Here is a 25,440-nt window from a genome sequence, read left to right as displayed (position 1 = left end):
ACGATGTTTGCGAAAGCGGGCCATAGCTACCGGGTCGAGCCCGGCTTGGCAAGCGCCCTGAGCCGCTTATTTCACTACCGTGACATAGCCGGAAAAAACGGCTCAAGCCCGCGCGCGTTCGTTGCGGATGCTGTGCAGTTCCACCGGCCGGTCCGGAAGGCTGATCCGGAAGGTGGCGCCCAAAGTGCCTTCCACAAGGTGAATATCGCCGTCATGGGCGCGGACCAGTTCAGCCGCGATCGCGAGGCCCAGCCCGCTACCGCCGGGGCGAGACGAGCCCTGAAATGCTTCAAACAGGTGGTCGCGCGCCCGCTGCGGGACGCCGGGGCCGGTGTCGGACACTTCGAGAATGGCGACAGCGCCTTCGCGGCGGCCGGTGATGCGGATCTGCTGCGGGGCGACGTCGCTCTGCGGCTGCCCCTCCAGCGCCTGGGCCGCATTGCGGACCAGATTGAGCAAAATGCGAAATAACTGGTCGGGATCGGCATCAATCATCAGCCCGCGCTCGATGGCGTTGACCCAGCCGATCGACACGTCGGTCGCAAGCCCAGCCGATTCGCGGACTTCGTTGACCACCGGCTCAACGAGAATCATCTTGCGATCGGGGGCAGCTTCCTGCGCGCGGCCATAGGAGAGTGTCGACTGGCAGAAGGCGATGGCGCGCTCCAGCGAGCGCATCAGCTTCGGCGCGAAGCGCTGCACGCGCGGATCGGGCACGCTGGCGAGCTGATCCGACAGCAATTGTGACGACGCAAGCAGGTTGCGCAGGTCATGATTAATCTTCGAGACCGCGAGGCCGAGCGCAGCGAGACGACTCTTCTGATGCAGCATCGAAACGAGATCGCGCTGCATGTCGGACAATTCGCGCTCCGCCACGCCGATTTCGTCGGCGCGCTGGCTCGGCACGATGATCCGCGCCGAGCTCTCGGGGTTTTCATGGAAAGCGACGAGATTGGCCGTCAAATTCCGCATCGGCCGCACGAACAGATAATGCAGCGCCAGATAGACCAGCCCGGCAGAGAGAATCGCCAGTCCGAGCGACACCCACAAGAGATTGCTGGAGAAACGATACATCGCCTGCCGCAGCGGCAATTCATCGACCACTACTTCAATGAATTGCGCCCCGCCGGGCGCCGGCCCGATGATGCGCATCGTCTGATCGCCAGTTTCCAGCATGACCTCGAACGCATCGACAATCGCCGACCACACCGTCATCGACCGCATGTCGATGTCATGATCGATCTGCGCCGGCAGATCCGCACTGGCGAGCAGGCGGCGCTGCTGGCCCATCTTGATAGCCACCGCACGTGCGCCGATGCTGCTCAGGATCTGCCGCGACAGCGATTCCGGGACCATCCCGAGCGGCGCAGCGTCCAGCACCAGCGCCGCCGTATTGGCCGCCGCAAGCCTGTCATTCAGCCGGTTGATCCGGAAATTGGCGATCGAGGGCACATAAATGAGAATTTCGGCAATCAGCACCAGCGGAATGGTGAGCAGCAACAGCTTGCCCGACAGCCCCAGCCGTCGCATGGGGCCGAGCCTGAACGCGGGCTCGATGGGCTTTTCGCCGGCCGAAGACACAATATTGGCCTCTGATCTCACGGTCTGACGCTGAACTATCGAGAGATACGGGTCCAACGACGATTTGTTACGATGATGTTTGCGACCAGTTCTTAAATTTGTCCGCTGAGCGAACACGCTTAAGCCATAGAGCAATTTCACAACCGCCAACAACCTGAAAACACCGGGAAATTGGGATTAATCCCATGGTTCCAAGAATTTGGCGGATCAGAACACCGCTACAGGGCAACATTGACGAAAACAGGACGCTCCCGTATAAGCCCGCCAACTGTCCGCGATGACCCGGTTTTGGATCGGGTGCGGCTCGTCTTTGGGCCGGAAATGGCTCGTTGAGCCAACATCTTAGGACTTACCTCAAATTACTCGGCGAATTGCCCGGTCAGCGGAGAACGACCCGTGAAGCGGACTTATCAACCCAGCAAATTGGTGCGCAAGCGCCGTCACGGCTTCCGCGCTCGCTTGGCGACCGTTGGCGGCCGCAAGGTTCTGGCTGCGCGCCGCGCACGTGGCCGCAAGCGCCTCAGCGCCTGATCGGATCTCTTCCGAGAGTTCATCATGGACCGGTTACGGCAGCGGGCGGACTTTCTCGCCGCTGCCAATGGGCCGCGGGTGAACAGCCCTGCCTTTGTGATGCAAACCCGGCGACGTGACGACGACGGCCCGATCAGGGTCGGCTTTACCGTGACCAAAAAAAACGGAACCGCCACCGAGCGGAACCGTATCCGGCGCAGGCTTCGCGAACTGGTGAAGCGCGTCGATGTCTTATCCATGCGACCCCACAGCGATTATGTGCTAGTCGGCCGTCGTGTCGCGCTCCAACGCGATTTCACGATGATGCTCGACGACCTCCGCTCGGCGCTGCACCGCCTCGATCGGCAATCTTCTAAGACGCAATCTTCTAAAACCAGCGTGACCTGACGCTTTCAGCCTGCGACAAGCGCGCAGCCGGAAGCGAGAGCCGCACCCGCATTTGAATGACGAGACCTGAACGATGACCGACAATCGCAACACCATCATTGCCGTCATTCTGTCCGGCCTGGTGCTGATCGGCTGGCAATATTTCTACAACATCCCGCAGATGGAGAAGCAGCGCGCACAGACCGCGACGCAGACCCAGCTCGCCAACCCGACCGCACAGCCAAACGCCACGCCCGGCAGCACGACGCCGACCGCGAATTCCACCGCCGCAGGCGGCGCACCCACGAATGTGGCGCCGGCCAACGCTCCGATCGTCAGCCGCGATAGTGCCATTGCGGCGTCGCAGCGCGTCAAGATCGACACGCCGCGTATCTCCGGCAGCATCGCGCTGAAGGGCGCGCGCCTCGACGATATCTCGCTGACCAAGTTCCGCGACACCGTGGATCCGAAGTCGCCGGCGATCGTGCTGTTCTCCCCCTCCGGCACTGCCGCGCCTTATTATGCCGAGTTCGGCTGGGTCGCCGCCGCCGGCGCGAACACCAAGATTCCCGACCAGAACACCCAGTGGCAGCAGCAAGGCTCCAACGCCCTGACGCCGACCACGCCTGTCGTGCTCAAGTACAACAACGGCGACGGCCTGACTTTCACCCGCACCATCTCGATCGACGACCGCTACCTGTTCTCGGTCAAGGATGACGTCAGCAATATCGGCAACGCGCCGGTGACGCTGTATCCCTTCGCGCTGATCTCGCGCCACGGCACGCCGCATGTCGAAGGCTATTACATCCTGCATGAAGGCCTCGTCGGCTATCTCGGCGACCAGGGCCTGCAGGAATACGGTTACAAGAAGATCGACGAAGCCAAGGCGGTGAATTTCAAGGTCACCAATGCCTGGCTCGGCATCACCGACAAATATTGGGCTTCGGCGCTGCTGCCCGACACCAATGCACAACTGCAGGCCCGTTTCTCATCGAACCTGACCGGCACCCAGCGGACCTACCAGACCGACTATCTGCAGGACGCGCAGACCATCGCCATCGGCGGCACCGGCACGGCCAATGCCCGCCTGTTCGCCGGCGCCAAGGAAGCGGCCACTGTCGGCATCAACTTCCCGCTGGCGGTCGGCCTCGGCGGCTACAATCAGGCGCTCGGCCTCAACCACTTCGACCTTCTGATCGACTGGGGCTGGTTCTACTTCATCACCAAGCCGATGTTCCTGGCGCTCGACTGGTTCTTCCACCTGTTCGGCAATTTCGGCATCGCCATTCTGCTCGTCACCGTGCTGGTGAAGATCATCTTCTTCCCGCTGGCCTCGAAGTCCTACGCTTCAATGGCGAAGATGAAGGCCGTGCAGCCGCAGCTGGCGGCGCTCAAGGAGCGCTTCCCCGACGACAAGATGAAGCAGCAGCAGGAGATGATGGAGATCTACAAGAAGGAGAAGATCAACCCGATCGCCGGTTGTCTTCCCGTCATGTTGCAGATCCCGGTGTTCTTCTCGCTCTACAAGGTTCTGTTCGTCACCATCGAAATGCGCCACGCGCCGTTCTTTGGCTGGATCAAGGATCTGTCGGCGCATGATCCGACCAATCTCTTCAACCTGTTCGGCCTGATCCCCTTCGATCCGACGACGATTCCGGTGTTCGGTCACTACCTCGCGCTCGGCATCTGGCCGATCATCATGGGCATCACGATGTGGTTCCAGATGAAGCTGAATCCGACACCGCCGGATCCGACGCAGAAGATGATCTTCGACTGGATGCCGCTGATCTTCACCTTCATGCTGGCCGGCTTCCCAGCAGGCCTCGTGATCTACTGGGCATGGAACAACACCCTCTCGGTGCTGCAGCAGGCCTACATCATGAATCGCAACGGCGTGAAGGTCGAACTGTTCGACAACGTGAAGTCGACCTTCGCGAAGAAGCCGGCTGAAAAGAAGACGTAATCCTTGGAGCCCTCATCCTGAGAAGCGGCCACTTGGCCGCGTCTCGAAGGACGAGGGCGGAGGCGCTCATGGTTCGAGACGGCGCTTGCGCGCCTCCTCACCATGAGGGCCGGAGCAGCACAGAAAGCCACTTCGCATGACCACTGACACCGATGCGAAGCTGATCGAACAGGGCCGCCTGCTTTTCGCAGGCGAATGGACGTTCATCTGGGCCTCGCCCTCGATCGAGACGCTCCCGCCAATGGCAGGGATGGAAGTGGCCTTTGCCGGGCGCTCCAATGTCGGCAAATCCAGCCTGATCAACTCCCTGACCGGGCGCAACGCGCTGGCGCGGACCTCGCATACGCCGGGCCGCACCCAGGAGCTGATCTTCTTCGAAGGTCCCGATGGCTCCGACTTCCGGCTCGTCGACATGCCCGGCTATGGCTATGCCTCCGCGCCCAAGGTCAAGATCGCGTCCTGGACCAAGCTGATCTACAATTTCCTCCAGGGCCGGGCGAGCCTCGCCCGCGTCTACGTTCTCATCGACTCCCGGCATGGCCTGAAGGATGTCGACCTCGACGTGCTCAAGTCCCTCGATCGTTCGGCGGTCAGCTACCAGATCGTGCTGACCAAGGCTGATCAGGTGAAGAAGAGCGAACTCGAAAAGACGCTCGAAGAGGTCCGCACCGAGTTGAGGACTCATCCGGCAGCCTTTCCGGACGTGCTGGTTACATCGTCGCGCACCGGCGACGGCATGGCCGAATTGCGGGCTGCAATGGTCCGCCTGTTGAACGAGCGCAACTGATGTCCCGTTTTAGCCTGTTTCGCATTCTTGTCATCCTGGCCGGCGTGATGGGCGCCGACGGCGTCATTCTCGCCGCCGCTTCGGCGCACCAGCCGGACGCGACGCGGCTGGCCTCGGCCTCCTCGATGCTGCTGTTTCATGCCGCCGCCATTCTCGGTGCCGTCGCCCTGATCGAGCGCGGCGTCGCCCATCTGCAGATCGGCCTGACAGCCGCCTTCGGCTTCGTCATCGCTGCCGCGCTCTTCGCCGGCGACCTGACCCTGCGCCAATATGTCGGTCACGGCTTGTTCACAATGGCCGCGCCGACCGGCGGCACCCTGCTGATCCTGAGCTGGCTGGCGCTGGCGGTATCCGCAGCTTGGCCGCGCCCCACCTGACGCCGGGCCACTGGACAGAGCAGCGATGCTTTGCGCGGCGGCAATCAATCGGCTAGAACGCGCCGCAGATTGCTCACCGTGAGATCCGCTTCATGACCGACGCGCCCATCATCAGTGCTCTCGACCAGGCCCGCATCCTGTCGGAGGCGCTGCCCCACATGCAGCAATATGACGAAGAGACGATCGTCATCAAATATGGCGGGCACGCCATGGGCGCCGAGGATACGGCCCGCGCATTTGCCCGCGACATCGTCCTCTTGGAACAGACCGCCATCAATCCGGTGGTCGTGCATGGCGGCGGCCCGCAGATCGCGCAGATGCTGACACGCCTCGGCATCAAGTCGGAATTCGCCGCCGGATTGCGCATCACCGACGCGGCGACCATCGAGATCGTCGAGATGGTGCTGGCCGGCTCGATCAACAAACAGATCGTCAGCTACATCAACGAAGCCGGCGGCAAGGCCGTTGGTCTCTGCGGCAAGGACGGCAACATGGTCACCGCGTCGAAGGCGACGCGCACCATGGTCGATCCCGATTCGAACATCGAGAAGGTGGTCGATCTCGGCTTTGTCGGCGAGCCGGAAAAGGTCGATCTCACGCTGCTCAACCAGCTGATCGGCTATGAGCTGATCCCGGTGCTGGCGCCGCTCGCAGCAAGCAAGGACGGCAAGACCTTCAACGTCAATGCCGACACCTTTGCCGGCGCCGTGGCAGGCGCGCTGAAGGCCAAGCGCCTGCTTCTGCTCACCGACGTGCCGGGCGTGCTCGACAAGTCGAAGAAGCTGATCCCGGAATTGTCGATCAAGGATGCCCGCAAGCTGATCGCTGACGGCACTATTTCCGGCGGCATGATCCCAAAGGTCGAGACCTGCATCTACTCGCTCGAACAGGGTGTCGAAGGCGTCGTCATCATCGATGGCAAGACTCCCCATGCCGTGCTGCTCGAACTCTTCACCAATCAGGGCACGGGCACACTGATCCACAAGTGATGGACACACCACACCACACGTCGTCATGGCCGGGCTTGTCCCGGCCATTCGCGTCTGGCTGGTGGGCGCGAAAAACATCGTTGACGCTTCTCGCCAGCATCATCTGGCTATTTGCCAGCACGGCCGCCCGCGCCGATCTCAAACTTTGCAACCGCATGAGTTATGTCGTCGAAGCCGCCATCGGTATCGACGACAAGAGCGCTACCGCGACGCGCGGCTGGTTTCGCATCGACCCCGCACAGTGTCGTGTCGTCGTACAGGGCACGCTGACGGCCGACCGCATCCTGCTGCATGCCCGCGCGCTCAGCATCTACGGCGCCTCACCCGTGGCGCAGAACGGCACCGACAACCTGTGCATCGCGCCGGATAACTTCGTCATCGCTGCTGCCCGGCAATGCCGTGCCGGACAGTCACAAGTGCCGTTCACGATGATCAAGCCGACGCAGACCGACGACGGCAACATGGTCGCCTATCTCGCGGAAGACAGCGAATATGACGACGAACAGGCCAAGCTCGCCGCGATCCAGCGCTTGCTGGTGATCGCCGGTTACGACGCCGCGCCCATCGACGGCGTGGATGGGCCGAAGACCCAGAGCGCGCTCTCGTCCTTCCTCAAGAGCCGTAGTCTTGCTGCCGATGTGGTTTCAACGCCGAATTTCTTCGAGACAATGATCGCCGCCGTGCAGGCGCCCTCCGCAACAGGCCTGACCTGGTGCAACGACACGTCCTACAAGGTGATGGCGTCAGTCGCGACCGATGATGGCAAGGGCGTTGTCAGCCGCGGCTGGTATCGCATCGAGCCAGGCAAATGCCTGCGACCGGATATTGTCGGCCAACCCCGCCAGATCCTCAGTTTCGCCGAGGCCGTCGACGACAATGGCCGTGCCATTAAGCTCAACGACAAGCCGCTGAACTGGGGCGGCGTTCGCATGCTGTGCACACGCGAGAGCAAATTCGAGATTCGCGAACACAGTGACTGCAATACCCGCGGCCTCACCAGCGCCGGCTTCGCCATCGTCGATATGTCCGGCGGCGGCAAGACGCTGCGCTTTGCGACGCCGTGACGACCGGACAACAGAGACAATCAATGACCCTGCCGACCAAATCGCCGCGCGCCTTCACCCATGTCGAGACATGGGTGTTCGATCTCGACAACACGCTGTATCCGCACCAGGTGAACCTGTGGCAGCAGGTCGATGGCAAGATCCGCGACTTCGTCGCGAACTTCCTCAGGATTTCGCCCGACGCGGCCTTCAAGGTTCAGAAGGACTATTACAAGCGTTACGGCACTACCATGCGCGGCATGATGACCGAACACGGCGTCCGCGCCGACGACTTTCTGGCTTTCGTCCACGAGATCGATCATTCGCCGCTCGAGCCCAATCCGGTGATGGGCGCCGCCATCGCACAACTGCCAGGCCGCAAACTGATCCTGACTAACGGCTCGGTCGCCCATGCCGGCGCGGTACTGGAGCGCCTCGGTTTCGCCGACCAGTTCGAAGCGATCTTCGACATCATCGCCGCCGATCTTGAACCGAAGCCCGCTCAGCAGACCTATGATAAGTTCCTCCGCCTGCACGGCGTCGATCCCTCCAAGGCCGCCATGTTCGAGGACCTGTCGCGCAATCTCGTAGTGCCGCACAAACTGGGCATGACGACCGTGCTGATCGTGCCCGACGGGGCCAAGGAGGTCGTGCGCGAGGACTGGGAGCTGGAAGGCCGCGACGACGACCATATCGACCACGTCACCGACGATCTGACGGGTTTTCTGGCCGCGCTGAACGCGGCGCGGTAGGACGGGATGGCCGCCCGCGCGTCTTGACTCTCCCCGGCCAAATCCCGACAAAAGCTTCAAGAAATCACCTTTTACCCACGATCTGCCCAAGGAAATCGCGATGTCGCTGACCGCCCTCGAATCCACCATCAATGCCGCCTTCGACGCGCGCGATAACGTCAACGCCTCAACCAAGGGTGAAGTCCGCGACGCCGTCGATCAGGCGCTGAACCTGCTCGACAAGGGCGAGGCCCGCGTCGCCGTGCGTGCAGACGACGGCAAGTGGACCGTGAACCAGTGGCTGAAGAAGGCCGTGCTGCTGTCGTTCCGCCTCAATGACATGGCGCAGATCTCTGGTGGTCCCGGCGGCGCGGCCTGGTGGGACAAGGTGCCCTCGAAGTTCGAGGGATGGGGCGACAACAGCTTCCGCGACGCCGGCTTCCGCTCTGTGCCGGGCGCCATCGTGCGCAAGTCGGCCTTCATCGCCAAGAACGTCGTGCTGATGCCGTCTTTCGTCAATCTCGGCGCCTATGTCGATGAGAGCTCTATGGTCGACACCTGGTCGACAGTGGGCTCCTGCGCCCAGATCGGCAAGCGCGTGCACATTTCCGGCGGCGTCGGCATCGGCGGCGTGCTGGAGCCGCTGCAGGCCGGCCCGGTGATCATCGAGGACGACTGCTTCATCGGCGCCCGCTCGGAAGTCGCTGAAGGCGTGATCGTGCGCAAGGGTGCGGTGCTGGCCATGGGCGTGTTCCTGGGCGCATCGACCAAGATCGTCGATCGCGAGACGGGCGAAGTATTCGTCGGCGAAGTGCCGGAATATGCGGTGCTGGTCCCCGGCAACCTGCCCGGCAAGCCGATGAAGAACGGTCAGATCGGCCCCTCCACCGCCTGCGCCGTGATCGTCAAGCGTGTCGACGAGCGCACCCGCTCCAAGACCAGCATCAACGAACTGCTGCGCGACTGATTTGTCGTTTCGTCCGGTTTGCGCGTAGCATCGTGCAAACCGGACCGATCCGTTGAATTGAGGGCTGCCATGGACTGGACCACGCTGCTTTTCAGCTTCACCGGACGGATCAACCGCGGCAAATACTGGCTCGCGATCCTGATCTACATAGTGGCCTGGATCGCCTTCGTGGCTGCTGCCGTGATGTGGCTCGGCGGATTCGACACCGACCGGCTGTTCAGCATGGTCGGCGGCGCGTTGCTGCTGTGGCTGGCCGCCATCGTCCTGATCGTCGCCGGCACCTGGTCCGGCATCGCCACCGGCATCAAGCGGCTGCACGACCGCGAGAAGAGCGGCTGGTGGATCCTGGTGTTCTGGCTTGGGCCGAGCGTCCTCAGCGGCATCGGCAGCACCAGCAGCGCGAGCACCAGCTTCGTCTTTCATATCGCCAGCTTCGCCGTGACCATCTGGGCCATCGTCGAACTGGGCTTCCTGCGCGGCACCGCCGGGCCGAACGAATACGGTCCCGATCCGCTTGCCGCGCTTGCCACTGCACCAAGGGTCTGATGTCCACCGACGCTCTCTCCATCGCTCAAGATCTTCTCCGCTGCCCCTCAGTCACTCCTGCTGACGCCGGCGCCCTCGGCGTGCTCGAGAGCCTGCTGACGTCGGCCGGCTTCGAAGTCCACCGCATCACCTTCAGCGAGGAAGGCAGCGCCGACATCGAAAACCTCTATGCCCGTATCGGGACTTCCGCGCCGCATATCTGTTTTGCTGGCCATACCGACGTGGTGCCGCCCGGTGATGAAGCGGCGTGGACCCATGGCGCTTTCTCCGGCGACGTGACGAACGGCCTGCTCTACGGCCGCGGCGCGGTGGACATGAAGGGTGGCATCGCCGCGTCAGTCGCCGCCGTGCTGGACTATCTGGCGGCGAATGACGGCAAGCCGCAAAAGGATAGCGGCGGTTCGATCTCCTTCCTGATCACCGGCGACGAAGAAGGCATTGCCGTCAATGGCACCGTGAAGCTGCTCCAATGGGCGGCCGAGCGTGGCGAACAGTTCGATCATTGCATCGTCGGCGAGCCCTCGAATGTCGAGGAGATGGGCGACACCATCAAGATCGGACGCCGCGGGTCGCAATCAGGCACGCTGGTCGTCGATGGCGTGCAGGGCCATGTCGCCTATCCGCATCGCGCATCGAATCCGGTACCGGATATCGCCGCGTTGATCACAGCGCTGAGCAGCGATCCGCTCGATCAGGGCAATGCGCAGTTTCAGCCGTCCAATCTCGAATTCACCTCGGTGGATGTCGGCAACAAGGCGACCAACGTCATCCCCGCGCAAGCGCGGGCGAAGTTCAATATCCGCTTCAACGACCATCACACGCAGGCGTCATTGCGCGACCTGATCGATGCACGCGTCGCAACTGCCGCCGGCAATCGCATTCGCGCGCATGTGATCTGGGAGCCGAGCAATTCGGACAGCTTCGTCACAAAGCCCGGCGCCTTTACCGATACGGTCGTCGCCGCGATCAAGGATGTCACCGGCCGCATACCGGATCTCAACACGGGCGGCGGAACCTCGGATGCGCGCTTCATCAAGAACTACTGCCCGGTGATTGAATTCGGCCTGGTCGGTCAGACCATGCATCAGATCGACGAACACACGAAGGTTGCCGATCTGGAGAAGCTCACCCAAATCTATCGTGGCGTGCTGGATCGGTATTTCGCATGAACGGCAAGATTCTCGTCCTCACCGCGCTCGAAAGCGAGCTCGACAAATCACGCGCGCCTGCCGAGATCGAGGTGATTTTCACCGGCGTCGGCAAGATCAACACCACGATCGCAACACTTCAGGCGGTGCAGGCAATGCAGCCCAAGCTCGTCGTGAACTACGGCACCGCCGGCAAGCTAAACACCAAACTCAACGGCCTCGTCGAGGTCAGCGACGTGATCCAGCGCGACATGAATGCCGAGCCGTTGGCGCCGCGCGGCCGCACGCCCTTTGCGCCCGATCTCGACCGCCTGGTCTCGGGCCAGCGCGGCGTGATCTGCGGCAGCGGTGACAGTTTCGTCACCTCCACCGATCCTTGGCTGGTGACGAACAATGTCGACATCGTCGATATGGAACTGTTTGCCATCGCGCAGGTCTGCCTGCGCCATGGCATCCGCTGGCGCGCCTTCAAGTTCATCACCGACGACGCCAATGATTTCGCACATGAACACTGGACGGCCAATGTCGCCAATGGCCAGGATCTGTTCTGGGACGCGATGAAGGGCGTAAAGGTCTAGTAGTCGACCTTTACCAGATACAGCCCATCCGGCGGCGCCACGATGCCGCAGGCGCTGCGGTCCTTCGCGGCAAGCGCCGCAGCCAGATCGTCCGGCGTCCAGCGGCCGTTGCCGACCCAGACCAGTGAGCCAACCATCGAGCGCACCTGGCTGTGCAGGAACGAGCGTGCGGAGGTGGTGATGGTGATCGCCTCACCGTTCTGCACCACATCGAGCTGATCGAGCGTGCGGATCGGCGACTTGGCCTGGCATTCGGTATCGCGAAAGGTCGTGAAGTCGTGTCGACCGAGCAAACGCTTCGCAGCCTCGCTCATGGCAGCGACATCGAGCGGGCGCGGCACGCGCCAGACCCGGCCGGCATCGACGGCGAGGTTCGCGCGACGATTGGTGATGCGATAGACATAGTGGCGTTTGATGGCCGAGAACCGCGCCTCGAAATCATCCGGCACGATATCCGCCGACAGCACGCCGACCGGATGCGGCCGCAGATGGGCATTCATGCCATCGCGAAAGCGACCCGGCACCAGCACTTTCGGCACGTCGCAATGGGCGACCTGGCCGAGCGCATGGACGCCGGCATCGGTGCGACCGGCGCCATGGACGCGGATCGGCTCGCCGCAAATGGCCTCGGCGGCACGCTCCAGCGCGCCCTGTACGGTCAGCGTCGCGTTGGCCTGCACCTGCCATCCGGAAAATGGCGCGCCGTCATATTCGATGATCATCTTGTAGCGCGGCATCAGCCCACCCGCAGAGGCGGCTTCAGCGGCGTGCCACGCAGAAATTCACTGGCCTTCATCGGCTGCTTGCCGGCGCGCTGCAGGTCGATGATCCGGATCGCGCCCTCGCCGCAGGCGACGGTGAGCTGATCGTCGATGATCTCGCCGGGCGCGCCCGCGCCCTTTGCGAGCTCGCAGCGCAGAACCTTCACGCGCACCGCCTCGCCCTCGATCGGCACTTCGCACCACGCGCCGGGAAACGGCGACAGGCCATGACAATGCCGAAGCACGTCGCGCGCCGGCTTCGACCAGTCGATCTTGGCCTCGGTCTTGTCGATCTTGGCCGCGTAGGTGACGCCGTCTGCGCTCTGCGGGGTCAGGCTCAGCCGTCCCCTTTCCAGCGCACCCATGGCCCGCACCATCAAGTCGGCACCAAGCGGCGCCTGCGCATCGTGCAGGTCCAGCGCCGTCATCGCATCGGTGATCGCCAGGCGCTCGGCCATGGCGACATCGCCGGTGTCGAGGCCGATATCCATCTTCATCACCATGACGCCGCTCTCGGCGTCGCCCTCCATGATGGCACGATTGATCGGCGCCGCGCCGCGCCAGCGCGGCAGTAGCGAGCCGTGCAGGTTGAAGCAACCTAAGGGCGGCACATCGAGAATGTTCTGCGGCAGGATCATGCCGTAGGCGACGACGACCGCAGCCTCGGCCTCATGCGACCGGAACTCGGCTTCGGCTTCCGGCGTCCGCAGCGTCTTCGGCGTGAACACGGGAATGCCGAGCCGTTCCGCCTCGCGCGCCACGGGCGTCGGCTGCAGCTTCATGCCACGGCCCGCGGGCTTTGCTTCGCGGGTATAGACCGCCACGATCTCATGGCCATGGGCCACGAGTTCGAGCAGCGTCGGCACCGCGAAATCCGGCGTGCCCATGAAGATCAAACGAAGCGACATAGGTCGGAGCCGATCTGTTGCAGCGTCGAGCGGAGAAACCTACTCCGCGCGCTTGGCGAGCTTGGTGAACTTCTTCAGCACGCGGTCGCGCTTCAGCTTGGACAGGTAATCGACGAACAGCACGCCATTGAGATGGTCGATCTCGTGCTGAATGCAGGTCGCGAACAGGCCTGAGGCCTCTTCCTCGATGGTCTTGCCGTCGAGGTCCATATAACGGATCCGCACTGTCGCCGGGCGTTCCACTTCCTCGTAATATTCGGGAATCGACAGGCAGCCTTCCTCATAGACCGAGAGCTCTTCCGAGGCCGAGATGACCTCCGGATTGATAAAGACACGCGGCTTCTTGCCGTCCTCCTCATCGTCCTTCTTGGCGATGTCCATGGTGATCAGCCGCAGCGGAACCGCGATCTGGATCGCCGCCAGCCCGATCCCGGGTGCGTCATACATCGTCTCGAACATGTCGTCGGCGAGCTTGCGCACCTCTGACGTCACCTTCTCGACTGGTTTGGAGATCAGCCGCAACTGTTTGTCGGGCAGGATAATGATTTCACGAATGGCCATGGCGGCGATTTAATCTGCGCGCCGGTCCGGGTCAATCCGCTGGAAAAGCTGGACTTTGAAGGACGTTAACTCCCCGCCAACCATGAAAATTGAGGCGCGGTTAACCATGCCGGTTAAGGTCCGCTTAACCACATTTCTTAGGCTTGGGTTAACCAGGAAAATTCATCTTTCATTAACCACAAACGTTCCCTCTTCGTTCGCGCGGTCGACCGAATCGGCTACAAGGATGGGATGAACGAGATTCTTTTCATGATCGGCGACATGCCGGTCACCGCCGGCGTGGCATTGATGGGCTTCAGTGCTCTGGCGCTGGGTTTGCTGCTCACCATCGCCATCATCATCGCTCGCTCCGGTAGCCGCGGCGCCGCCATGGCCATGGCCCAGGCGATCCGCGCCGACGAACTGGAAGAACGCCTCAGCGAAGTGCTGAAGGCGCAGAACGAGGCCACCGGCCGCGTCGACGCCATGGGCCAGGCCTTGGCAGGCCGTCAGGCCGACATGGCGCGCGCGGTGTCCGAGCGACTGGACTCCGTGACCCATCGCGTCGGCCAGTCCATGGAACAGACCACGCGCAACACGATGGAAAGCCTGAGCGCGCTGCATGAGCGCCTGGGCATCATCGACAACGCCCACAAGAACCTCACCGACCTTACCTCGCAGGTGACGACGCTCCGCGACGTGCTCGCCAACAAGCAGTCACGCGGCGCCTTCGGTCAGGCGCGGATGGAAAGTATCGTGAAGGACGGCATGCCGAGCGGCGCCTATGCGTTCCAGCACACGCTGTCGTCGGGTAAGAGGCCGGATTGCGTGATCTTCCTGCCGGACCAGCGCCCGCTGTGCATCGACGCAAAATTCCCTTTGGAAGCCGTCACGGCGCTGCATGACGCGCGCAGCGATGACGAGAAGAAATACGCAGCGCAGCGCTTGCGCGCGGACGTGATGAAACATGTCACCGACATCGCCGAGAAGTATCTGGTGGCCGGCGAGACGCAGGACACCGCGCTGATGTTCGTGCCATCGGAGTCCGTCTATGCGGAAATCCATGACGGCTTCGACGACATCATCCAAAAGGCCTATCGCGCCCGCGTCGTGCTGGTTTCCCCCTCGCTGCTGATGCTGGCTATCCAGGTGATGCAGCAAATCCTGAAGGACGCGCGGATGCGCGACGCCGCCGACCAGATCCGCACCGAGGTACTGAATCTGGGCGACGACCTCACCCGGTTGCGCGATCGCGTGATGAAGCTGCAGACGCATTTCGGGCAGGCCAATGAGGACGTCCGCCAGATCCTGATCTCCGCCGATAAGATCGAGAAGCGCGCCGGCCGCATCGAGGAACTGGATTTCAGCAAGAGCGAGCCGGCGGCCGAGGTAGCCCCGGTCATCGCGAAGACCGCCGCCCCCGACATGTTCGCGCCGCTGCCGCGCAAGATTCAGGCAGGGGAATAGGCCACAGGCCGCTTCCTCCCGAATCTGCTAACCCTTCCCCATGACCAACGCGCCTGACTCGTCCGAAGCCGCCCACGCCCTGAAGCCCCGCGCCACCTGGCGCGAGAGCATGGCGGTTTACCTGCAGCCGCGAGTCCTGATCGTGCTGCTGCTTGGCCTGTCGTCGGGCCTGCCGCTCGCGCTGTCCGGCTCGACCCTGCTGGTGTGGATGCGCGAATCCGGCGTCGATCTCGGTACCATCGGGTTGTTCGCCCTCGTCGGCACGCCCTACACGCTGAAATTCCTTTGGGCGCCGCTGGTCGATGCGCTGCATGTGCCGTTCTTCACGCGGCAATTCGGCCGCCGCCGTGGCTGGCTGGTGTTCTCGCAACTGTTGCTTATCGGCGCGATCCTGCTCCTTGCACTGACCGACCCCGCCCGCTCGCCACTGTTCGTCGCCCTTGGTGCGCTGCTGGTCGCTGCGATGTCATCGACGCAGGACATTGTCGTCGATGCGTTTCGTGTGGAGAGCCTGCCGGAGAGCGAACAGGCGGCCGGCATGGCGTCCTATGTCGCGGCCTATCGCATCGGCATGCTGATCTCCACCGCCGGCGTGCTGTTTCTGGTCAGCGCCTTCGAGAGCACCGGCATCGCGCGCTCCACCGCATGGATGTGGGGCTATGTGGCGATGGCTGCGATGGTGCTGATCGGCACGGTCACAGCGCTTGCGGCCACCGAGCCCGAGCAATCCGCGCAGGCCGAAGCCGCCACGCGCGGCGACAGCGCCTTCACGCGCGTGCTGCAGGCTGCAATCGGCGCGTTCTCCGAGTTTCTGGCCCGCAAGGACGCCTGGGCCGCGCTGGCGTTCGTGGTGCTGTTCAAATTCACCGACGCATTTTCCGGCACCATGACGGCGCCGTTCGTGATCGATCTCGGCTTCACCCGCAACGACTACGCCGCCATCGTCAAAGGCGTCGGCCTTGCCGCCACGCTGATCGGCGGCTTCGCTGGAGGTTTTGTCGCGCGGCGCTATTCACTGGCGGCGAGCCTGTGGATCGGCGCTGTGTTGCAGGCGCTGTCCAATCTCGCCTTCTCATGGCTCGCCATCGTCGGCGTCAATCAATGGGCGCTGGCACTGGCCATCTCGGTCGAGAACTTCACAAGTGCCATCGGCACGGTGATCTTCGTCGCCTACCTTTCGGCGCTGTGCAAAAACCCGCTGCACACAGCCACGCAATATGCGCTGCTCACGGCGCTCGCCGCGGTCGGGCGCACCTATCTCTCGGCAGGCGCAGGTTACGTTGCGCAGGCGACGGGATGGCCGATGTTCTTCGTCATCAGCGTGGTGGTCGCGGTACCGAGCCTGATCCTGCTGATCTGGCTGCAGCGCCGCGCGCATTTCGAGATGCTGGGGCCGGTGCGGGTTTAACCGAAGCGAACTCAGTTCGGCTTCGTCACCACGCTCCATTTCGTCACGAGCGCTTCACTCATCTGCCCGGCCTGCTCGGCGCAGGTGACTTCAGCAACCTTGAGCGCCACTTCCTTGCCGACAAGTTTCTTCAGCTGCGTGGCCTGCGCGTCATTGGCCACGACGATCTCGAACGTCTCAGGTCCGGTCTCAAGATTGCACAGCCCTGCAGGCGCCGGCAGCCGACGCGGCTCGCTGACCACTTGATACACATTGGTGCGCTTGCCCTTGGCATCGCGGCTGCGCATGGCGTTGAGCTGCCCGGTCAGCACATCGCCGATCTTCATAGTCTTCGGTGCCACCGGTGCGGCTGGCGGAGCCGGCGTTTCGGTCGCGCCTCTGGCAGCCGTAGCAAACAGGCCGGCCGCACAAATCGCAGCGGCCCAGGTCGGCAAAGCCTTCAAGTCATATCGTGTCATCAATGCTCTTCCAGTCTTAAAACAGCGTCCGCTGTCGCATTGCTGCCGACAGCGTGCCTTCGTCGAGATAATCGAGTTCACCACCAACCGGCACGCCATGCGCCAGCCGCGTCACCTTCACATTGGCTTCCTGCAGGAGGTCGGTGATGTAATGTGCCGTGGTCTGCCCATCAACCGTCGCATTCAGCGCCAGGATGATTTCGCTCACCTCTGAATCATGCGCACGTGACACCAGCGCGTCGATGGTCAGATCCTGCGGGCCGACGCCGTCGAGCGGCGACAGCGTTGCACCCAATACATGATATTTGCCCGTCGTCGCATGGGCGCGTTCGAGCGCCCACAAGTCCGCGACATCGGCGACCACCACGATGGTTGAGGGATCACGGCGCGGGTCCGTGCAGATGGTGCAGGGATTCTGCGTGTCGATATTGCTGCAGACCTTGCAGACCTGAATACGGTCGATCGCGACCTGCAAGGCACCGGCCAGCGGCGTCATCAGCGCCTCGCGCTTCTTGATCAGATGCAACGCAGCACGCCGGGCCGAGCGCGGGCCAAGCCCGGGCAGCCGCGCCAGCAGTTGAATCAGGCGCTCGATTTCCGGGCCAGCCGTGGATGCCATCTCAGGTGAGGCCCATCCCCGGTGGCAGACCGAGGCCGCCGGTCAGCGCCTGCATCTTCTCCTGCATCGCGGCTTCCGCCTTCCGGCGCGCATCGCCCAATGCAGTCACCAGTAGGTCTTCCAGAATCTCGACTTCATCGGCTTTGACCAGCGACGGGTCGATCTTCACGGCCTTCACCTCGGTCTTCGCGGTCATGCGGACCGACACGAGACCACCGCCGGAAATGCCTTCGACCTCGACATGGTCGAGCTCGTCCTGCATCGCCTTCATCTTCGATTGCAGCTGCGCTGCCTGTTTCATCATGCCGAGAAAATCAGCCATGAGTTTTCCTTCGCAGTTCGATTAATCGTCGTCGTTGAGACCGTCGGTCGCGTCATCGCTGATCAGGTCGCTATCGCTGCCGTTGAAGTCCGGCGGCTCAGGGGCGATGACACGAACCTCGACCTTCGCACGCGGAAACCGCGCCAGCACTTCCTTGACCCGCGGATCGGCTTCCGCCGCGCGCTGGCGTTCGTTTTTCTGCTCGAGCTGCTGATCGCGCAGCGTCGGCTGTCCCTGCTCGTTGGACACGATCACGGCCCAACGCCGGCCGGTCCACTGTTCGAGCTTCCGCGACAGATCGTTGATCAGCGTGCGCGACGCGGTGCGCTCCATCGCCAGCTCAAGCCGCCCGTCTTCGATCTTGATCAGGCGCACATCGGCTTCGAGCGCCCCGCGCACCATCAGGTCGCGTTTCTCGCCGGCCAGTGCGACAAGTTCAGGGAAGGTGGAAATCTTCAGCACCGCTGCGGGCGGTACATCTGCCATGCCGACTTGCGGCCGCGGCGATGGTTCCGCGCCGCCGCGCTGCATGGTCGGACCACGCGACGCACTCGCTGACATCGTCGGCATGGCGGACGGCATCTGCGCTGACGGCAAAGATGCCGACGGAGCGGACGATGGCGCGACACGGCCTCCACCATTCGTTGGGATCATCGGCGACGTCCCGCCATTCTGGTCGAGCATCCGGATCGCTTCATCCGGCGTCGGCAGATCGGCAACGTAAGCGATGCGCACCAGCACCATCTCTGCGGCGGCGGCGGGACGCGTCGCGCCCTGCACCTCGGTGATGCCCTTGAGCAGCATCTGCCACATCCGCGACAGCACCCGCATCGACAGCTTCGAGGCGAAATCGCGCGCGCGCAGACGTTCGGTCTCTCCAAACGCGACATTGTCGGCGGTTGCCGGCACGATCTTCACGCGGGTAACGAAATTGACGAATTCGGCAAGATCGCTCAGCACCACAATCGGATCAGCGCCGACGTCGTATTGTTCGCGAAATTCCTTAAATGCACTGGCGATGTCACCGCGCGCCAGCGAATCGAACAAGTCGATCACGCGGGTGCGGTCAGCAAGGCCGAGCATCTGCCGGACGGCATCGGCGCGCACGGTGCCCGCGGCATGCGCAATGGCCTGATCGAACAGCGACAGCGAATCGCGCACTGAGCCTTCGGCGGCGCGGGCGATGATGCCCAGCGCTTCCGGCTCGACCTCGACATTCTCTTTGCCCGCGATGTTCGACAGATGCGACATCAGCACGTCGGCATCGACGCGGCGCAGGTCGAAGCGCTGACAGCGCGACAGCACCGTCACCGGCACCTTGCGGATTTCGGTGGTGGCGAACACGAACTTGGCGTGTTCCGGCGGCTCTTCCAGCGTCTTCAGGAACGCGTTGAAGGCGGCGGTCGACAGCATGTGGACTTCGTCGATGATGTAGACCTTGTAGCGCGCGCTGGAGGGCGCATAGCGCACGCTGTCGTTGATCTGGCGGACATCGTCGACGCCGGTGTGGCTCGCGGCGTCCATTTCGAGAATGTCGATATGCCGGCTTTCCATGATCGCCTGGCAGTGAATGCCCGGCGTTGGCATGTGGATGGTCGGCCCTTTGACCGAGCCATCGGCCATTTCATAATTTAGCGCGCGCGCCAGAATACGCGCCGTCGTTGTCTTGCCGACACCGCGGACACCGGTAAGGATCCAGGCCTGCGGAATGCGGCCGGTCTCGAACGCGTTGGAAACGGTGCGGACCAGCGCGTCCTGGCCGATCAGATCGTCGAAACTGCCGGGGCGGTATTTACGCGCGAGCACGCGATAGGGCGTGGCGGCAGCAGGCGCCGGGGCAACGCCCATATCGAAACCGCTCTGGTGATCATCAGGAGGGGACGTGCCAGCGTCGGTCATCGAGGAATCCGCAATGTGTTGTCTCGTAAAGCCGGCTTGCGGAACATCTGGCGCATCATAGGCGGAACGGGACACAGGTTCCGGCCTTCGATGCTGCCTCACTCATCGAACAAGGCGCCCACCGAGCTAACGACCCATGTGCAGGACGCTGAATTTGCTCGATAAAACAAGTAGGAGACTGACGAGCGACCCGATCCGGATCTCGTTAGGGCTGCTTCCTTCCGGACCTGACCCGATTGGCGAGTGGCTCGTCCACCGCCAATCTCCCGGTGCTTATTTGGGGCCAAAATGGTCGGAAAGCAAGCGCGGCGCGTGTCGCAAGTCCGCCGCAAGTTTTGCGCAGGAAAGTCGCAAGAAAACGTGGTCCAGACGCGCAAAACCGGCCATGACGGGAGTTGTCTGCGCAGCCGCTTCCTGCGACGCTGTACGCCTTAATCGAGAGTCAGAATGGCCGCTCCCTCCTCCTGGTCGCTGCACGAGCAGCTGCAACAAGACACCATCGACATCGGCGACCTCCCCCTCAGCCGCGTGCTGGTGGTGAAGGACGCGCACTACCCCTGGCTGATGCTGGTGCCGCGCCGCGCCGACACGACCGAGATCATCGATCTCGACGAGGTCGCCCAGGGCCAGTTGATGACCGAGATCAACCGCGTCGGCCGCGCACTCAAAGAAATCACCAAATGCGACAAGCTCAATGTCGCGGCGCTCGGCAACATGGTGCCGCAGCTGCACGTCCATATCATCGCGCGCCGCAAGACCGATGCCGCCTGGCCGCGGCCGATCTGGGGCGTGATGCCACCACTCGCCCATGACGCGGCAGAAGTGCAGCGCTTCATCTCAGAACTCCGCCGCAAGATCTGGCTCGGTTGACCATCATGACAAGCACCATGTTTCCGCTCGGCCATCCGGCCTTCGTCTCCAACACGCTCGATCGCGCCGCCCACCTGCGCTTCAGCGACGAGAAACTGTTCGCGCTGGAGGGCAAAAGCTCCTCGCGCGCTTATGTGATCTACCGCGACTCGCTGGTCATGAAGAAGGATGGCGATGCCCAGCGCGCGCTGCTGACCATCGACGAGGCGCTGAAATTCGGCGCCAATCCCGGCACCGTCTTTCTCGGCTTGCGTGATGGCGATGCCGTATTCGGCATGGGCATCGGCGCACCCGCAGTGGAAAAGCTGCTGACCCGCGACGATGTCGTCGTCAGCGAACTCCGCGGCATGGCCATGCAGGGTATGGTGCCGCCGGAGCAGCTTTCGGCGGTTGCACAGGCCAAGTCGCTCGTCTCCTGGCATCAGCGCCATGGGTTTTGCGCCAATTGCGGCACCAAGTCGTCGATGGCCGAAGGCGGCTGGAAGCGCGTTTGCCCGAGCTGCAAGACCGAGCATTTCCCGCGTACCGATCCTGTCGTCATCATGCTGGTGGAGAAGGGCGACAAGTGCCTGCTCGGCCGCCAGAAGCAGTTCGCTCCGGGCATGTATTCGTGCCTTGCCGGTTTCGTCGAAGCGGCCGAGACCATCGAGGACGCGGTGAAGCGCGAGATCTTCGAGGAATCCGGCATCCGCTGTACCGACGTCACCTATTACATGACGCAGCCCTGGCCCTACCCGTCATCCCTGATGATCGGCTGTTCGGCGCGCGCCATCAGCGACGAGATTACCGTCGACAAGATGGAACTTGAGGACGCCCGGTGGTTTGACCGTGACGAGGCGATGCTGATGTGGAAACGCGAACACCCGGACGGGCTCGCGGGGCCGCACCCATTCGCCATCGCGCATCATCTGCTCGGTCGCTGGCTGCATCCCGACCAAGCCTGACCACACGGGGAATCCTTCATGAGTGCCAAGCCTGTCCACGTCTTGTGTATCGGCCTGCCGGTTCGCGACCTGACCTTTGCCGTCGAAGCCGTCCCGGGGCGTGGCCAGAAATTCCCCTCCCAACGTTTCGCCCAGATCATCGGCGGCAATGCGCTCAACGCCGCCATCGGCGTCAGCCGGCTAGGCGGTCGGGCGTCGATGACCGGGCCGATGGGCGACAAGAACGAGACCGCCGACCAGTTTCTGTTCGACGATCTTGCCAAGGAAGGCATCGACTCCGCGCATCTGGTGCATATGCCGGGCCTGGTGACGCCGATCTCGGCCGTCATGATCGACCCGTCGGGCGAGCGCACCATCGTCACCTTCCGCGATCCCGAACTCTGGAAAGTGAAGCTGCCCGACCACGACCTGCTCTTGAAGGACTGCAACGCCATTCTGGTCGAGAGCCGCTGCGCCGGCTTTGCCACCGAGTTGTGCATCGAGGCACGCCATCGCGGCATTCCCGTCGTCGTCGACATCGACAGCACGCTGTCGCAGCGCGAGGGCCTGCTGACCGCCTCCTCGCACCTGATCTTTTCGGACGATGCGCTGCAATCGACCGCCGGCATCACCGACAATCTCAAGGCACTGCAGAAGATGGCGACGCTGACCTCGTCTTTCCTCGCCGTCACCCGCGGCCCGCGCGGTACCCTGTGGCTCGACGAGCACGGACATCCCAAGGAAACCCCGGCCTTCCCCGTTCACACCGTGGACACCCTCGGCGCCGGCGACATTTTCCATGGCGCCTTCGCGCTGGAATTCGCGGGCGGCAAGTCGGTACCGGAGGCGCTGCGCTTCGCCTCCGCCGCCGCGGCCCTGAAATGCACCCGCTATGGCGGTGCTTTCGCCTGCCCGCAACGTGCTGAAGTCGAACAGCTTTTGAGGGAATCCCGGGTCGGCGCCCTTAGCTGAGGCGGTACAGGGCTTGCCTTGGAAGAATGTTCTATATATGAGGTTACTCGACCCCATAATTAGAACAAAGTTCTTCCCATGACCGATGTCGCCGACCAGCCCCTTGAATCCACCCGCCGCCTCGATGCGATCGATCGCAAGATCCTGACCGTCCTGCAGGAAGACGCCTCGCTGTCGGTGGCCGAGATCGGCGACCGCGTCGGGCTTTCGTCGACACCGTGCTGGAAGCGCATCCAGCGCCTCGAGGCCGATGGCGTGATCCTCCGCCGGGTTGCCCTGGTCGATCAAAACAAGATCGGCCTGGGTATCTCGGTGTTTGTCTCGGTGGAGAGCGGCGACCATTCCGACGCCTGGCTGAAGAAATTCGCCGATGCCGTCAGCGCCATGCCCGAAGTCATGGAATTCTACCGGATGGCCGGCGACGTCGACTACATGCTGCGCGTGGTCGTGGCCGACATGCAGAGCTACGACATCTTCTACAAGAAGCTGATCAGTGCCGTGGCCTTGAAGAACGTCACCTCCCGCTTCGCCATGGAGAAGATCAAGTCGGTCACGGCACTGCCGGTGCCACCGATGCCGGCTGCTTGAGAAATACCGCGCTGTCGTCGCCCTATCGGACCGGGCGACGACGCCGAAACAGATCAATCATATACTCCGATTGAATCAACAATAATGATCAATTAGATTTATTGATCAAACGGCATGAGGATGTGGCCAAACCGGAGTTTGGCCCATGACCGTTCTTGCCCAAGATGCCAACCGCACTGCTCGCAACCTCCCGCTTCTCCCCGGATTGGCGCTCACGGCCGCAATCGCTGGCGTCGCATTCGCTTTGCGTGAAACCTCCTATGTCGGCGTCGCCAGTCCGATGATCCTGGCCATCGGCATCGGTATCGCGATCCAGAACACATCCGGCACGCCGGCTGCGGCCAAAGCCGGCATCAGTTTCTCCATGCGCAGCATCCTGCGCTTCGCCATCATCCTGCTCGGCCTGCAGCTCACCGCGGCGCAGTTGCTGGAAGTTGGCGGCATCGGCTTTGCGGTGATCGCGGCGACGCTCGTTGCAACCTTCATCTTCACCACATGGCTTGGCCGCGCGATGGGTATCGACCGCAGACTGGTCGAACTGATCGCCGCCGGCACATCAATTTGCGGCGCGTCCGCCGTGATCGCAACCAACACCGTGACCCGCGCGCCCGATGAAGATGTCGCCTACGCGGTCGCCTGCGTCACCATCTTTGGCTCGATCGCCATGTTCGTCTATCCGCTACTCGGTAGCGTGCTGCAGCTCGACCCACATCATTTCGGGCTCTGGGCTGGCGCATCGATCCACGAGATCGCGCAGGTGGTCGCGGCCACCTTCCAGCAGAGCCGCGACGCCGGCGAATTCGGCACCGTCGCGAAACTCGCGCGCGTGATGATGCTGGCACCGGTGGTGATCACACTTGGCCTGCTGGCGACACGGCGCGCACGCGCCATCGGCGCGGAATTCGGCAGCGCCAAGGTGCCGATGCCGTGGTTCGCCTTCGGCTTCGTGGCGATGGTGATCCTGAATAGCCTCGTTGACGTGCCGCATGCAGCTATGAGCCTGATCATTCCGATCACGACCTTCCTGCTGACCATGGCGCTCGCCGCAATGGGGCTGGAAACCAATATCCAGAAGCTGCGCGCCAAGGGCCTGCGCCCGCTGCTGCTGGGTGCTGCAGCCTTCCTGTTCATTGCCGGCTTCAGCCTTGTACTGGTGAAACTGACGACCTGACGGAGATGCCATGACGCTCGAACAGCTCCGGATATTCGTCGCCGTCGCCGAACACGAGCACATGACGCGGGCTGCCGAGAGTCTGCATCTCACCCAATCTGCCACCAGCGCCGCCATTGCGGCGCTGGAAACGCGCTATGCGACGCAGCTGTTTCACCGCGTCGGCCGCCGCATCGAATTGACCGAGATTGGCCGCGCCTTTCTGATCGAAGCCCGGGCCGTGCTGGCACGCGCTGCCGCCGCGACGACCGTCCTCACCGATATGGCCGGCATGACGCGCGGCTCCCTTGCGCTGGCCGCGAGCCAGACCGTCGGCAACTATTTTCTACCACCCATCATGGCGCGCTATCGCCAGCATTTCCCTGGCATCGACCTCAGCCTCCGCATCGGAAATACCGAACAGGTGGCCGACTGGGTGCGCGATGGCGAAGTCGATCTCGGCATCGTCGAAGGCGCGGTTGACGACCCGGCGCTCGCGACCCAGCCCGTGGGCGACGACGAACTCGTGCTGGTGGTCGGTCAATCGCATCCATGGGCGCGACAACGCACCATCGCGCCAGCTCAGTTCGCCGAGACGCAATGGGTGCTGCGTGAAGCCGGCTCCGGCACGCGCGCCATCGCGCAATCGGTGCTGGACCAATCAGGCATCGCGCCTGACCACATTCGCGTTGCCATGGAGCTGCCATCGAACGAAGCCGTCTGCGCGGCCGTCGTGGCTGGCGCTGGTGCGAGCATCATCTCACGCCTGGTTGCCGCCGCCTTGATCGGCAGCGGCGATCTCATCGCCATCAAGGCCTCGCTGCCGACACGGCGCTTCATCCAGCTGCGCCACAAGGAGCGCTATGTGACGCAAGCGGCAAGGGAGATGTCGGAGATGATTGCGGCGGATCAGGCAGCCCGACTGTAGCTCTGCACGATCTTCCACTA

General features: G+C 62.9%; 28 protein-coding genes and 1 other RNA gene. 20 read left to right on the top strand and 9 right to left on the bottom strand.

Annotated features, from left to right (window positions below; translation table 11 throughout):
- Positions 1–102: 102 nt before the first annotated feature.
- Positions 103–1,530 (bottom strand): ATP-binding protein, encoded by a 1,428-nt coding sequence (locus AB7813_RS23430; RefSeq protein WP_441228991.1) that lies wholly within the window; start codon positions 1,528–1,530, stop codon positions 103–105.
- Positions 1,531–1,977: 447 nt separating this feature from the next.
- Between AB7813_RS23430 and rpmH the strand changes: the two genes are divergently transcribed.
- The 12 genes from rpmH (at position 1,978) to AB7813_RS23370 (ending at position 11,607) form a co-directional block, all read left to right on the top strand.
- Positions 1,978–2,112, top strand: a complete 135-nt coding sequence (rpmH, locus tag AB7813_RS23425) for a 50S ribosomal protein L34 (RefSeq protein ID WP_011471298.1) — start codon at positions 1,978–1,980, stop codon at positions 2,110–2,112.
- 24 nt (positions 2,113–2,136) lie between these two features.
- Entirely contained in the window at positions 2,137–2,499 is a 363-nt protein-coding gene (gene rnpA, locus AB7813_RS23420) for a ribonuclease P protein component (protein WP_089262790.1), read from the top strand.
- A 73-nt stretch (positions 2,500–2,572) separates the two neighbouring features.
- Positions 2,573–4,441, top strand: a complete 1,869-nt coding sequence (yidC, locus tag AB7813_RS23415; RefSeq protein WP_441228505.1) for a membrane protein insertase YidC — start codon at positions 2,573–2,575, stop codon at positions 4,439–4,441.
- A gap of 136 nt (positions 4,442–4,577) precedes the next feature.
- On the top strand, positions 4,578–5,228 hold the full coding sequence (gene yihA / locus AB7813_RS23410) for a ribosome biogenesis GTP-binding protein YihA/YsxC (protein WP_089262794.1): 651 nt from the start codon (positions 4,578–4,580) through the stop codon (positions 5,226–5,228).
- Positions 5,228–5,605 carry a DUF423 domain-containing protein gene (locus tag AB7813_RS23405; RefSeq protein WP_441228504.1) on the top strand — a complete coding sequence of 126 codons (378 nt, stop codon included), beginning with the start codon at positions 5,228–5,230 and terminating at the stop codon, positions 5,603–5,605. Before yihA ends, AB7813_RS23405 begins: the two co-directional genes overlap by 1 nt.
- A 92-nt stretch (positions 5,606–5,697) precedes the next feature.
- Entirely contained in the window at positions 5,698–6,594 is an 897-nt protein-coding gene (argB, locus tag AB7813_RS23400) for an acetylglutamate kinase (protein WP_120288257.1), read from the top strand.
- Between the two features lie 80 nt (positions 6,595–6,674).
- Positions 6,675–7,658, top strand: coding sequence for a DUF1036 domain-containing protein (locus AB7813_RS23395; protein WP_441228503.1), 984 nt, complete (start codon positions 6,675–6,677; stop codon positions 7,656–7,658).
- Positions 7,659–7,681: 23 nt separating this feature from the next.
- A complete protein-coding gene (locus tag AB7813_RS23390; protein WP_441228502.1) occupies positions 7,682–8,389 on the top strand; it encodes a pyrimidine 5'-nucleotidase in 708 nt (235 codons plus the stop codon).
- Between the two features lie 100 nt (positions 8,390–8,489).
- Positions 8,490–9,335, top strand: coding sequence for a 2,3,4,5-tetrahydropyridine-2,6-dicarboxylate N-succinyltransferase (dapD, locus tag AB7813_RS23385; protein ID WP_231078267.1), 846 nt, complete (start codon positions 8,490–8,492; stop codon positions 9,333–9,335).
- A 69-nt stretch (positions 9,336–9,404) separates the two neighbouring features.
- Positions 9,405–9,881, top strand: a complete 477-nt coding sequence (locus AB7813_RS23380; RefSeq protein ID WP_441228501.1) for a DUF805 domain-containing protein — start codon at positions 9,405–9,407, stop codon at positions 9,879–9,881.
- Positions 9,881–11,050 (top strand): succinyl-diaminopimelate desuccinylase, encoded by a 1,170-nt coding sequence (gene dapE / locus AB7813_RS23375; protein WP_441228500.1) that lies wholly within the window; start codon positions 9,881–9,883, stop codon positions 11,048–11,050. Before AB7813_RS23380 ends, dapE begins: the two co-directional genes overlap by 1 nt.
- Positions 11,047–11,607: a phosphorylase family protein gene (locus AB7813_RS23370; protein WP_441228499.1), complete on the top strand. Its 561-nt coding sequence runs from the start codon at positions 11,047–11,049 to the stop codon at positions 11,605–11,607. The genes dapE and AB7813_RS23370 overlap by 4 nt, the downstream gene beginning before the upstream one ends.
- Here AB7813_RS23370 and truA read toward each other — a convergent pair.
- The 3 genes from truA to def are packed head-to-tail and all read right to left on the bottom strand — an operon-like array spanning position 11,604 to position 13,837.
- Positions 11,604–12,344, bottom strand: a complete 741-nt coding sequence (truA, locus tag AB7813_RS23365) for a tRNA pseudouridine(38-40) synthase TruA (protein ID WP_184513178.1) — start codon at positions 12,342–12,344, stop codon at positions 11,604–11,606. The two genes, AB7813_RS23370 and truA, sit on opposite strands and share 4 nt — an antisense overlap.
- The gene (gene fmt, locus AB7813_RS23360; RefSeq protein ID WP_441228498.1) at positions 12,344–13,276 is read right to left on the bottom strand and encodes a methionyl-tRNA formyltransferase; all 933 of its coding nucleotides are present in this window, start codon (positions 13,274–13,276) and stop codon (positions 12,344–12,346) included. The genes truA and fmt overlap by 1 nt, the downstream gene beginning before the upstream one ends.
- Positions 13,277–13,315: 39 nt before the next feature.
- Positions 13,316–13,837, bottom strand: coding sequence for a peptide deformylase (def, locus tag AB7813_RS23355; protein WP_175368577.1), 522 nt, complete (start codon positions 13,835–13,837; stop codon positions 13,316–13,318).
- 231 nt (positions 13,838–14,068) lie between these two features.
- Between def and AB7813_RS23350 the strand changes: the two genes are divergently transcribed.
- Both AB7813_RS23350 and AB7813_RS23345 read left to right on the top strand, forming a co-directional pair.
- On the top strand, positions 14,069–15,283 hold the full coding sequence (locus tag AB7813_RS23350; protein WP_120288250.1) for a DNA recombination protein RmuC: 1,215 nt from the start codon (positions 14,069–14,071) through the stop codon (positions 15,281–15,283).
- Between the two features lie 40 nt (positions 15,284–15,323).
- Positions 15,324–16,691, top strand: a complete 1,368-nt coding sequence (locus tag AB7813_RS23345; protein ID WP_441228497.1) for an AmpG family muropeptide MFS transporter — start codon at positions 15,324–15,326, stop codon at positions 16,689–16,691.
- A gap of 11 nt (positions 16,692–16,702) precedes the next feature.
- Here AB7813_RS23345 and AB7813_RS23340 read toward each other — a convergent pair whose 3' ends face one another.
- From AB7813_RS23340 to ffs, 5 genes are all read right to left on the bottom strand, one after another.
- Positions 16,703–17,149 carry a hypothetical protein gene (locus AB7813_RS23340; protein WP_309947918.1) on the bottom strand — a complete coding sequence of 149 codons (447 nt, stop codon included), beginning with the start codon at positions 17,147–17,149 and terminating at the stop codon, positions 16,703–16,705.
- A gap of 16 nt (positions 17,150–17,165) precedes the next feature.
- Positions 17,166–17,768: a recombination mediator RecR gene (recR, locus tag AB7813_RS23335; RefSeq protein ID WP_089262818.1), complete on the bottom strand. Its 603-nt coding sequence runs from the start codon at positions 17,766–17,768 to the stop codon at positions 17,166–17,168.
- 1 nt (position 17,769) lies between these two features.
- Positions 17,770–18,090 (bottom strand): YbaB/EbfC family nucleoid-associated protein, encoded by a 321-nt coding sequence (locus AB7813_RS23330; protein ID WP_089262819.1) that lies wholly within the window; start codon positions 18,088–18,090, stop codon positions 17,770–17,772.
- A 21-nt stretch (positions 18,091–18,111) separates the two neighbouring features.
- Complete coding sequence (locus AB7813_RS23325; protein WP_441228496.1) at positions 18,112–19,989, bottom strand: DNA polymerase III subunit gamma/tau; 1,878 nt, start codon at positions 19,987–19,989, stop codon at positions 18,112–18,114.
- A 170-nt stretch (positions 19,990–20,159) separates the two neighbouring features.
- An RNA gene (ffs, locus tag AB7813_RS23320) (signal recognition particle sRNA small type) lies at positions 20,160–20,256 on the bottom strand.
- 180 nt (positions 20,257–20,436) lie between these two features.
- Here ffs and AB7813_RS23315 point away from each other — a divergent pair.
- From AB7813_RS23315 to AB7813_RS23290, 6 genes are all read left to right on the top strand, one after another.
- Positions 20,437–20,859, top strand: a complete 423-nt coding sequence (locus AB7813_RS23315) for an HIT domain-containing protein (RefSeq protein ID WP_068732762.1) — start codon at positions 20,437–20,439, stop codon at positions 20,857–20,859.
- Between the two features lie 5 nt (positions 20,860–20,864).
- The gene (nudC, locus tag AB7813_RS23310) at positions 20,865–21,803 is read left to right on the top strand and encodes an NAD(+) diphosphatase (protein ID WP_089263648.1); all 939 of its coding nucleotides are present in this window, start codon (positions 20,865–20,867) and stop codon (positions 21,801–21,803) included.
- Between the two features lie 18 nt (positions 21,804–21,821).
- Positions 21,822–22,754, top strand: a complete 933-nt coding sequence (locus AB7813_RS23305; protein WP_441228495.1) for a sugar kinase — start codon at positions 21,822–21,824, stop codon at positions 22,752–22,754.
- 78 nt (positions 22,755–22,832) lie between these two features.
- Positions 22,833–23,342, top strand: coding sequence for an Lrp/AsnC family transcriptional regulator (locus AB7813_RS23300; RefSeq protein WP_089262825.1), 510 nt, complete (start codon positions 22,833–22,835; stop codon positions 23,340–23,342).
- 145 nt (positions 23,343–23,487) lie between these two features.
- Positions 23,488–24,513, top strand: coding sequence for a YeiH family protein (locus tag AB7813_RS23295; RefSeq protein WP_441228494.1), 1,026 nt, complete (start codon positions 23,488–23,490; stop codon positions 24,511–24,513).
- A gap of 10 nt (positions 24,514–24,523) precedes the next feature.
- Positions 24,524–25,420, top strand: coding sequence for a LysR family transcriptional regulator (locus tag AB7813_RS23290; protein WP_441228493.1), 897 nt, complete (start codon positions 24,524–24,526; stop codon positions 25,418–25,420).
- Positions 25,421–25,440: the final 20 nt, after the last annotated feature.

This window comes from Tardiphaga sp. 20_F10_N6_6, from assembly GCF_052076045.1.
In the GTDB taxonomy this organism is placed as follows: Bacteria; Pseudomonadota; Alphaproteobacteria; order Rhizobiales; family Xanthobacteraceae; genus Tardiphaga; species Tardiphaga robiniae.
Note: the sequence above shows the minus strand (reverse complement) of the source record. Positions and strands in the feature narration are given on the sequence as shown.

What these genes read in the sequence shown, in the direction of transcription:
- truA (WP_184513178.1), bottom strand. Translation starts at nt 12,344, where the DNA reads ATGCCGCGCTACAAGATGATCATCGAATATGACGGCGCGCCATTTTCC.
- AB7813_RS23405 (WP_441228504.1), top strand. Translation starts at nt 5,228, where the DNA reads ATGTCCCGTTTTAGCCTGTTTCGCATTCTTGTCATCCTGGCCGGCGTG.
- AB7813_RS23325 (WP_441228496.1), bottom strand. Translation starts at nt 19,989, where the DNA reads ATGACCGACGCTGGCACGTCCCCTCCTGATGATCACCAGAGCGGTTTC.
- AB7813_RS23350 (WP_120288250.1), top strand. Translation starts at nt 14,069, where the DNA reads ATGAACGAGATTCTTTTCATGATCGGCGACATGCCGGTCACCGCCGGC.
- argB (WP_120288257.1), top strand. Translation starts at nt 5,698, where the DNA reads ATGACCGACGCGCCCATCATCAGTGCTCTCGACCAGGCCCGCATCCTG.
- AB7813_RS23370 (WP_441228499.1), top strand. Translation starts at nt 11,047, where the DNA reads ATGAACGGCAAGATTCTCGTCCTCACCGCGCTCGAAAGCGAGCTCGAC.
- AB7813_RS23380 (WP_441228501.1), top strand. Translation starts at nt 9,405, where the DNA reads ATGGACTGGACCACGCTGCTTTTCAGCTTCACCGGACGGATCAACCGC.
- fmt (WP_441228498.1), bottom strand. Translation starts at nt 13,276, where the DNA reads ATGTCGCTTCGTTTGATCTTCATGGGCACGCCGGATTTCGCGGTGCCG.
- def (WP_175368577.1), bottom strand. Translation starts at nt 13,837, where the DNA reads ATGGCCATTCGTGAAATCATTATCCTGCCCGACAAACAGTTGCGGCTG.
- AB7813_RS23295 (WP_441228494.1), top strand. Translation starts at nt 23,488, where the DNA reads ATGACCGTTCTTGCCCAAGATGCCAACCGCACTGCTCGCAACCTCCCG.
- nudC (WP_089263648.1), top strand. Translation starts at nt 20,865, where the DNA reads ATGACAAGCACCATGTTTCCGCTCGGCCATCCGGCCTTCGTCTCCAAC.
- AB7813_RS23345 (WP_441228497.1), top strand. Translation starts at nt 15,324, where the DNA reads ATGACCAACGCGCCTGACTCGTCCGAAGCCGCCCACGCCCTGAAGCCC.
- rnpA (WP_089262790.1), top strand. Translation starts at nt 2,137, where the DNA reads ATGGACCGGTTACGGCAGCGGGCGGACTTTCTCGCCGCTGCCAATGGG.
- AB7813_RS23330 (WP_089262819.1), bottom strand. Translation starts at nt 18,090, where the DNA reads ATGGCTGATTTTCTCGGCATGATGAAACAGGCAGCGCAGCTGCAATCG.
- yihA (WP_089262794.1), top strand. Translation starts at nt 4,578, where the DNA reads ATGACCACTGACACCGATGCGAAGCTGATCGAACAGGGCCGCCTGCTT.
- dapE (WP_441228500.1), top strand. Translation starts at nt 9,881, where the DNA reads ATGTCCACCGACGCTCTCTCCATCGCTCAAGATCTTCTCCGCTGCCCC.
- yidC (WP_441228505.1), top strand. Translation starts at nt 2,573, where the DNA reads ATGACCGACAATCGCAACACCATCATTGCCGTCATTCTGTCCGGCCTG.
- AB7813_RS23340 (WP_309947918.1), bottom strand. Translation starts at nt 17,149, where the DNA reads ATGACACGATATGACTTGAAGGCTTTGCCGACCTGGGCCGCTGCGATT.
- AB7813_RS23305 (WP_441228495.1), top strand. Translation starts at nt 21,822, where the DNA reads ATGAGTGCCAAGCCTGTCCACGTCTTGTGTATCGGCCTGCCGGTTCGC.
- AB7813_RS23315 (WP_068732762.1), top strand. Translation starts at nt 20,437, where the DNA reads ATGGCCGCTCCCTCCTCCTGGTCGCTGCACGAGCAGCTGCAACAAGAC.
- AB7813_RS23430 (WP_441228991.1), bottom strand. Translation starts at nt 1,530, where the DNA reads ATGCGACGGCTGGGGCTGTCGGGCAAGCTGTTGCTGCTCACCATTCCG.
- AB7813_RS23300 (WP_089262825.1), top strand. Translation starts at nt 22,833, where the DNA reads ATGACCGATGTCGCCGACCAGCCCCTTGAATCCACCCGCCGCCTCGAT.
- AB7813_RS23290 (WP_441228493.1), top strand. Translation starts at nt 24,524, where the DNA reads ATGACGCTCGAACAGCTCCGGATATTCGTCGCCGTCGCCGAACACGAG.
- recR (WP_089262818.1), bottom strand. Translation starts at nt 17,768, where the DNA reads ATGGCATCCACGGCTGGCCCGGAAATCGAGCGCCTGATTCAACTGCTG.
- dapD (WP_231078267.1), top strand. Translation starts at nt 8,490, where the DNA reads ATGTCGCTGACCGCCCTCGAATCCACCATCAATGCCGCCTTCGACGCG.
- AB7813_RS23390 (WP_441228502.1), top strand. Translation starts at nt 7,682, where the DNA reads ATGACCCTGCCGACCAAATCGCCGCGCGCCTTCACCCATGTCGAGACA.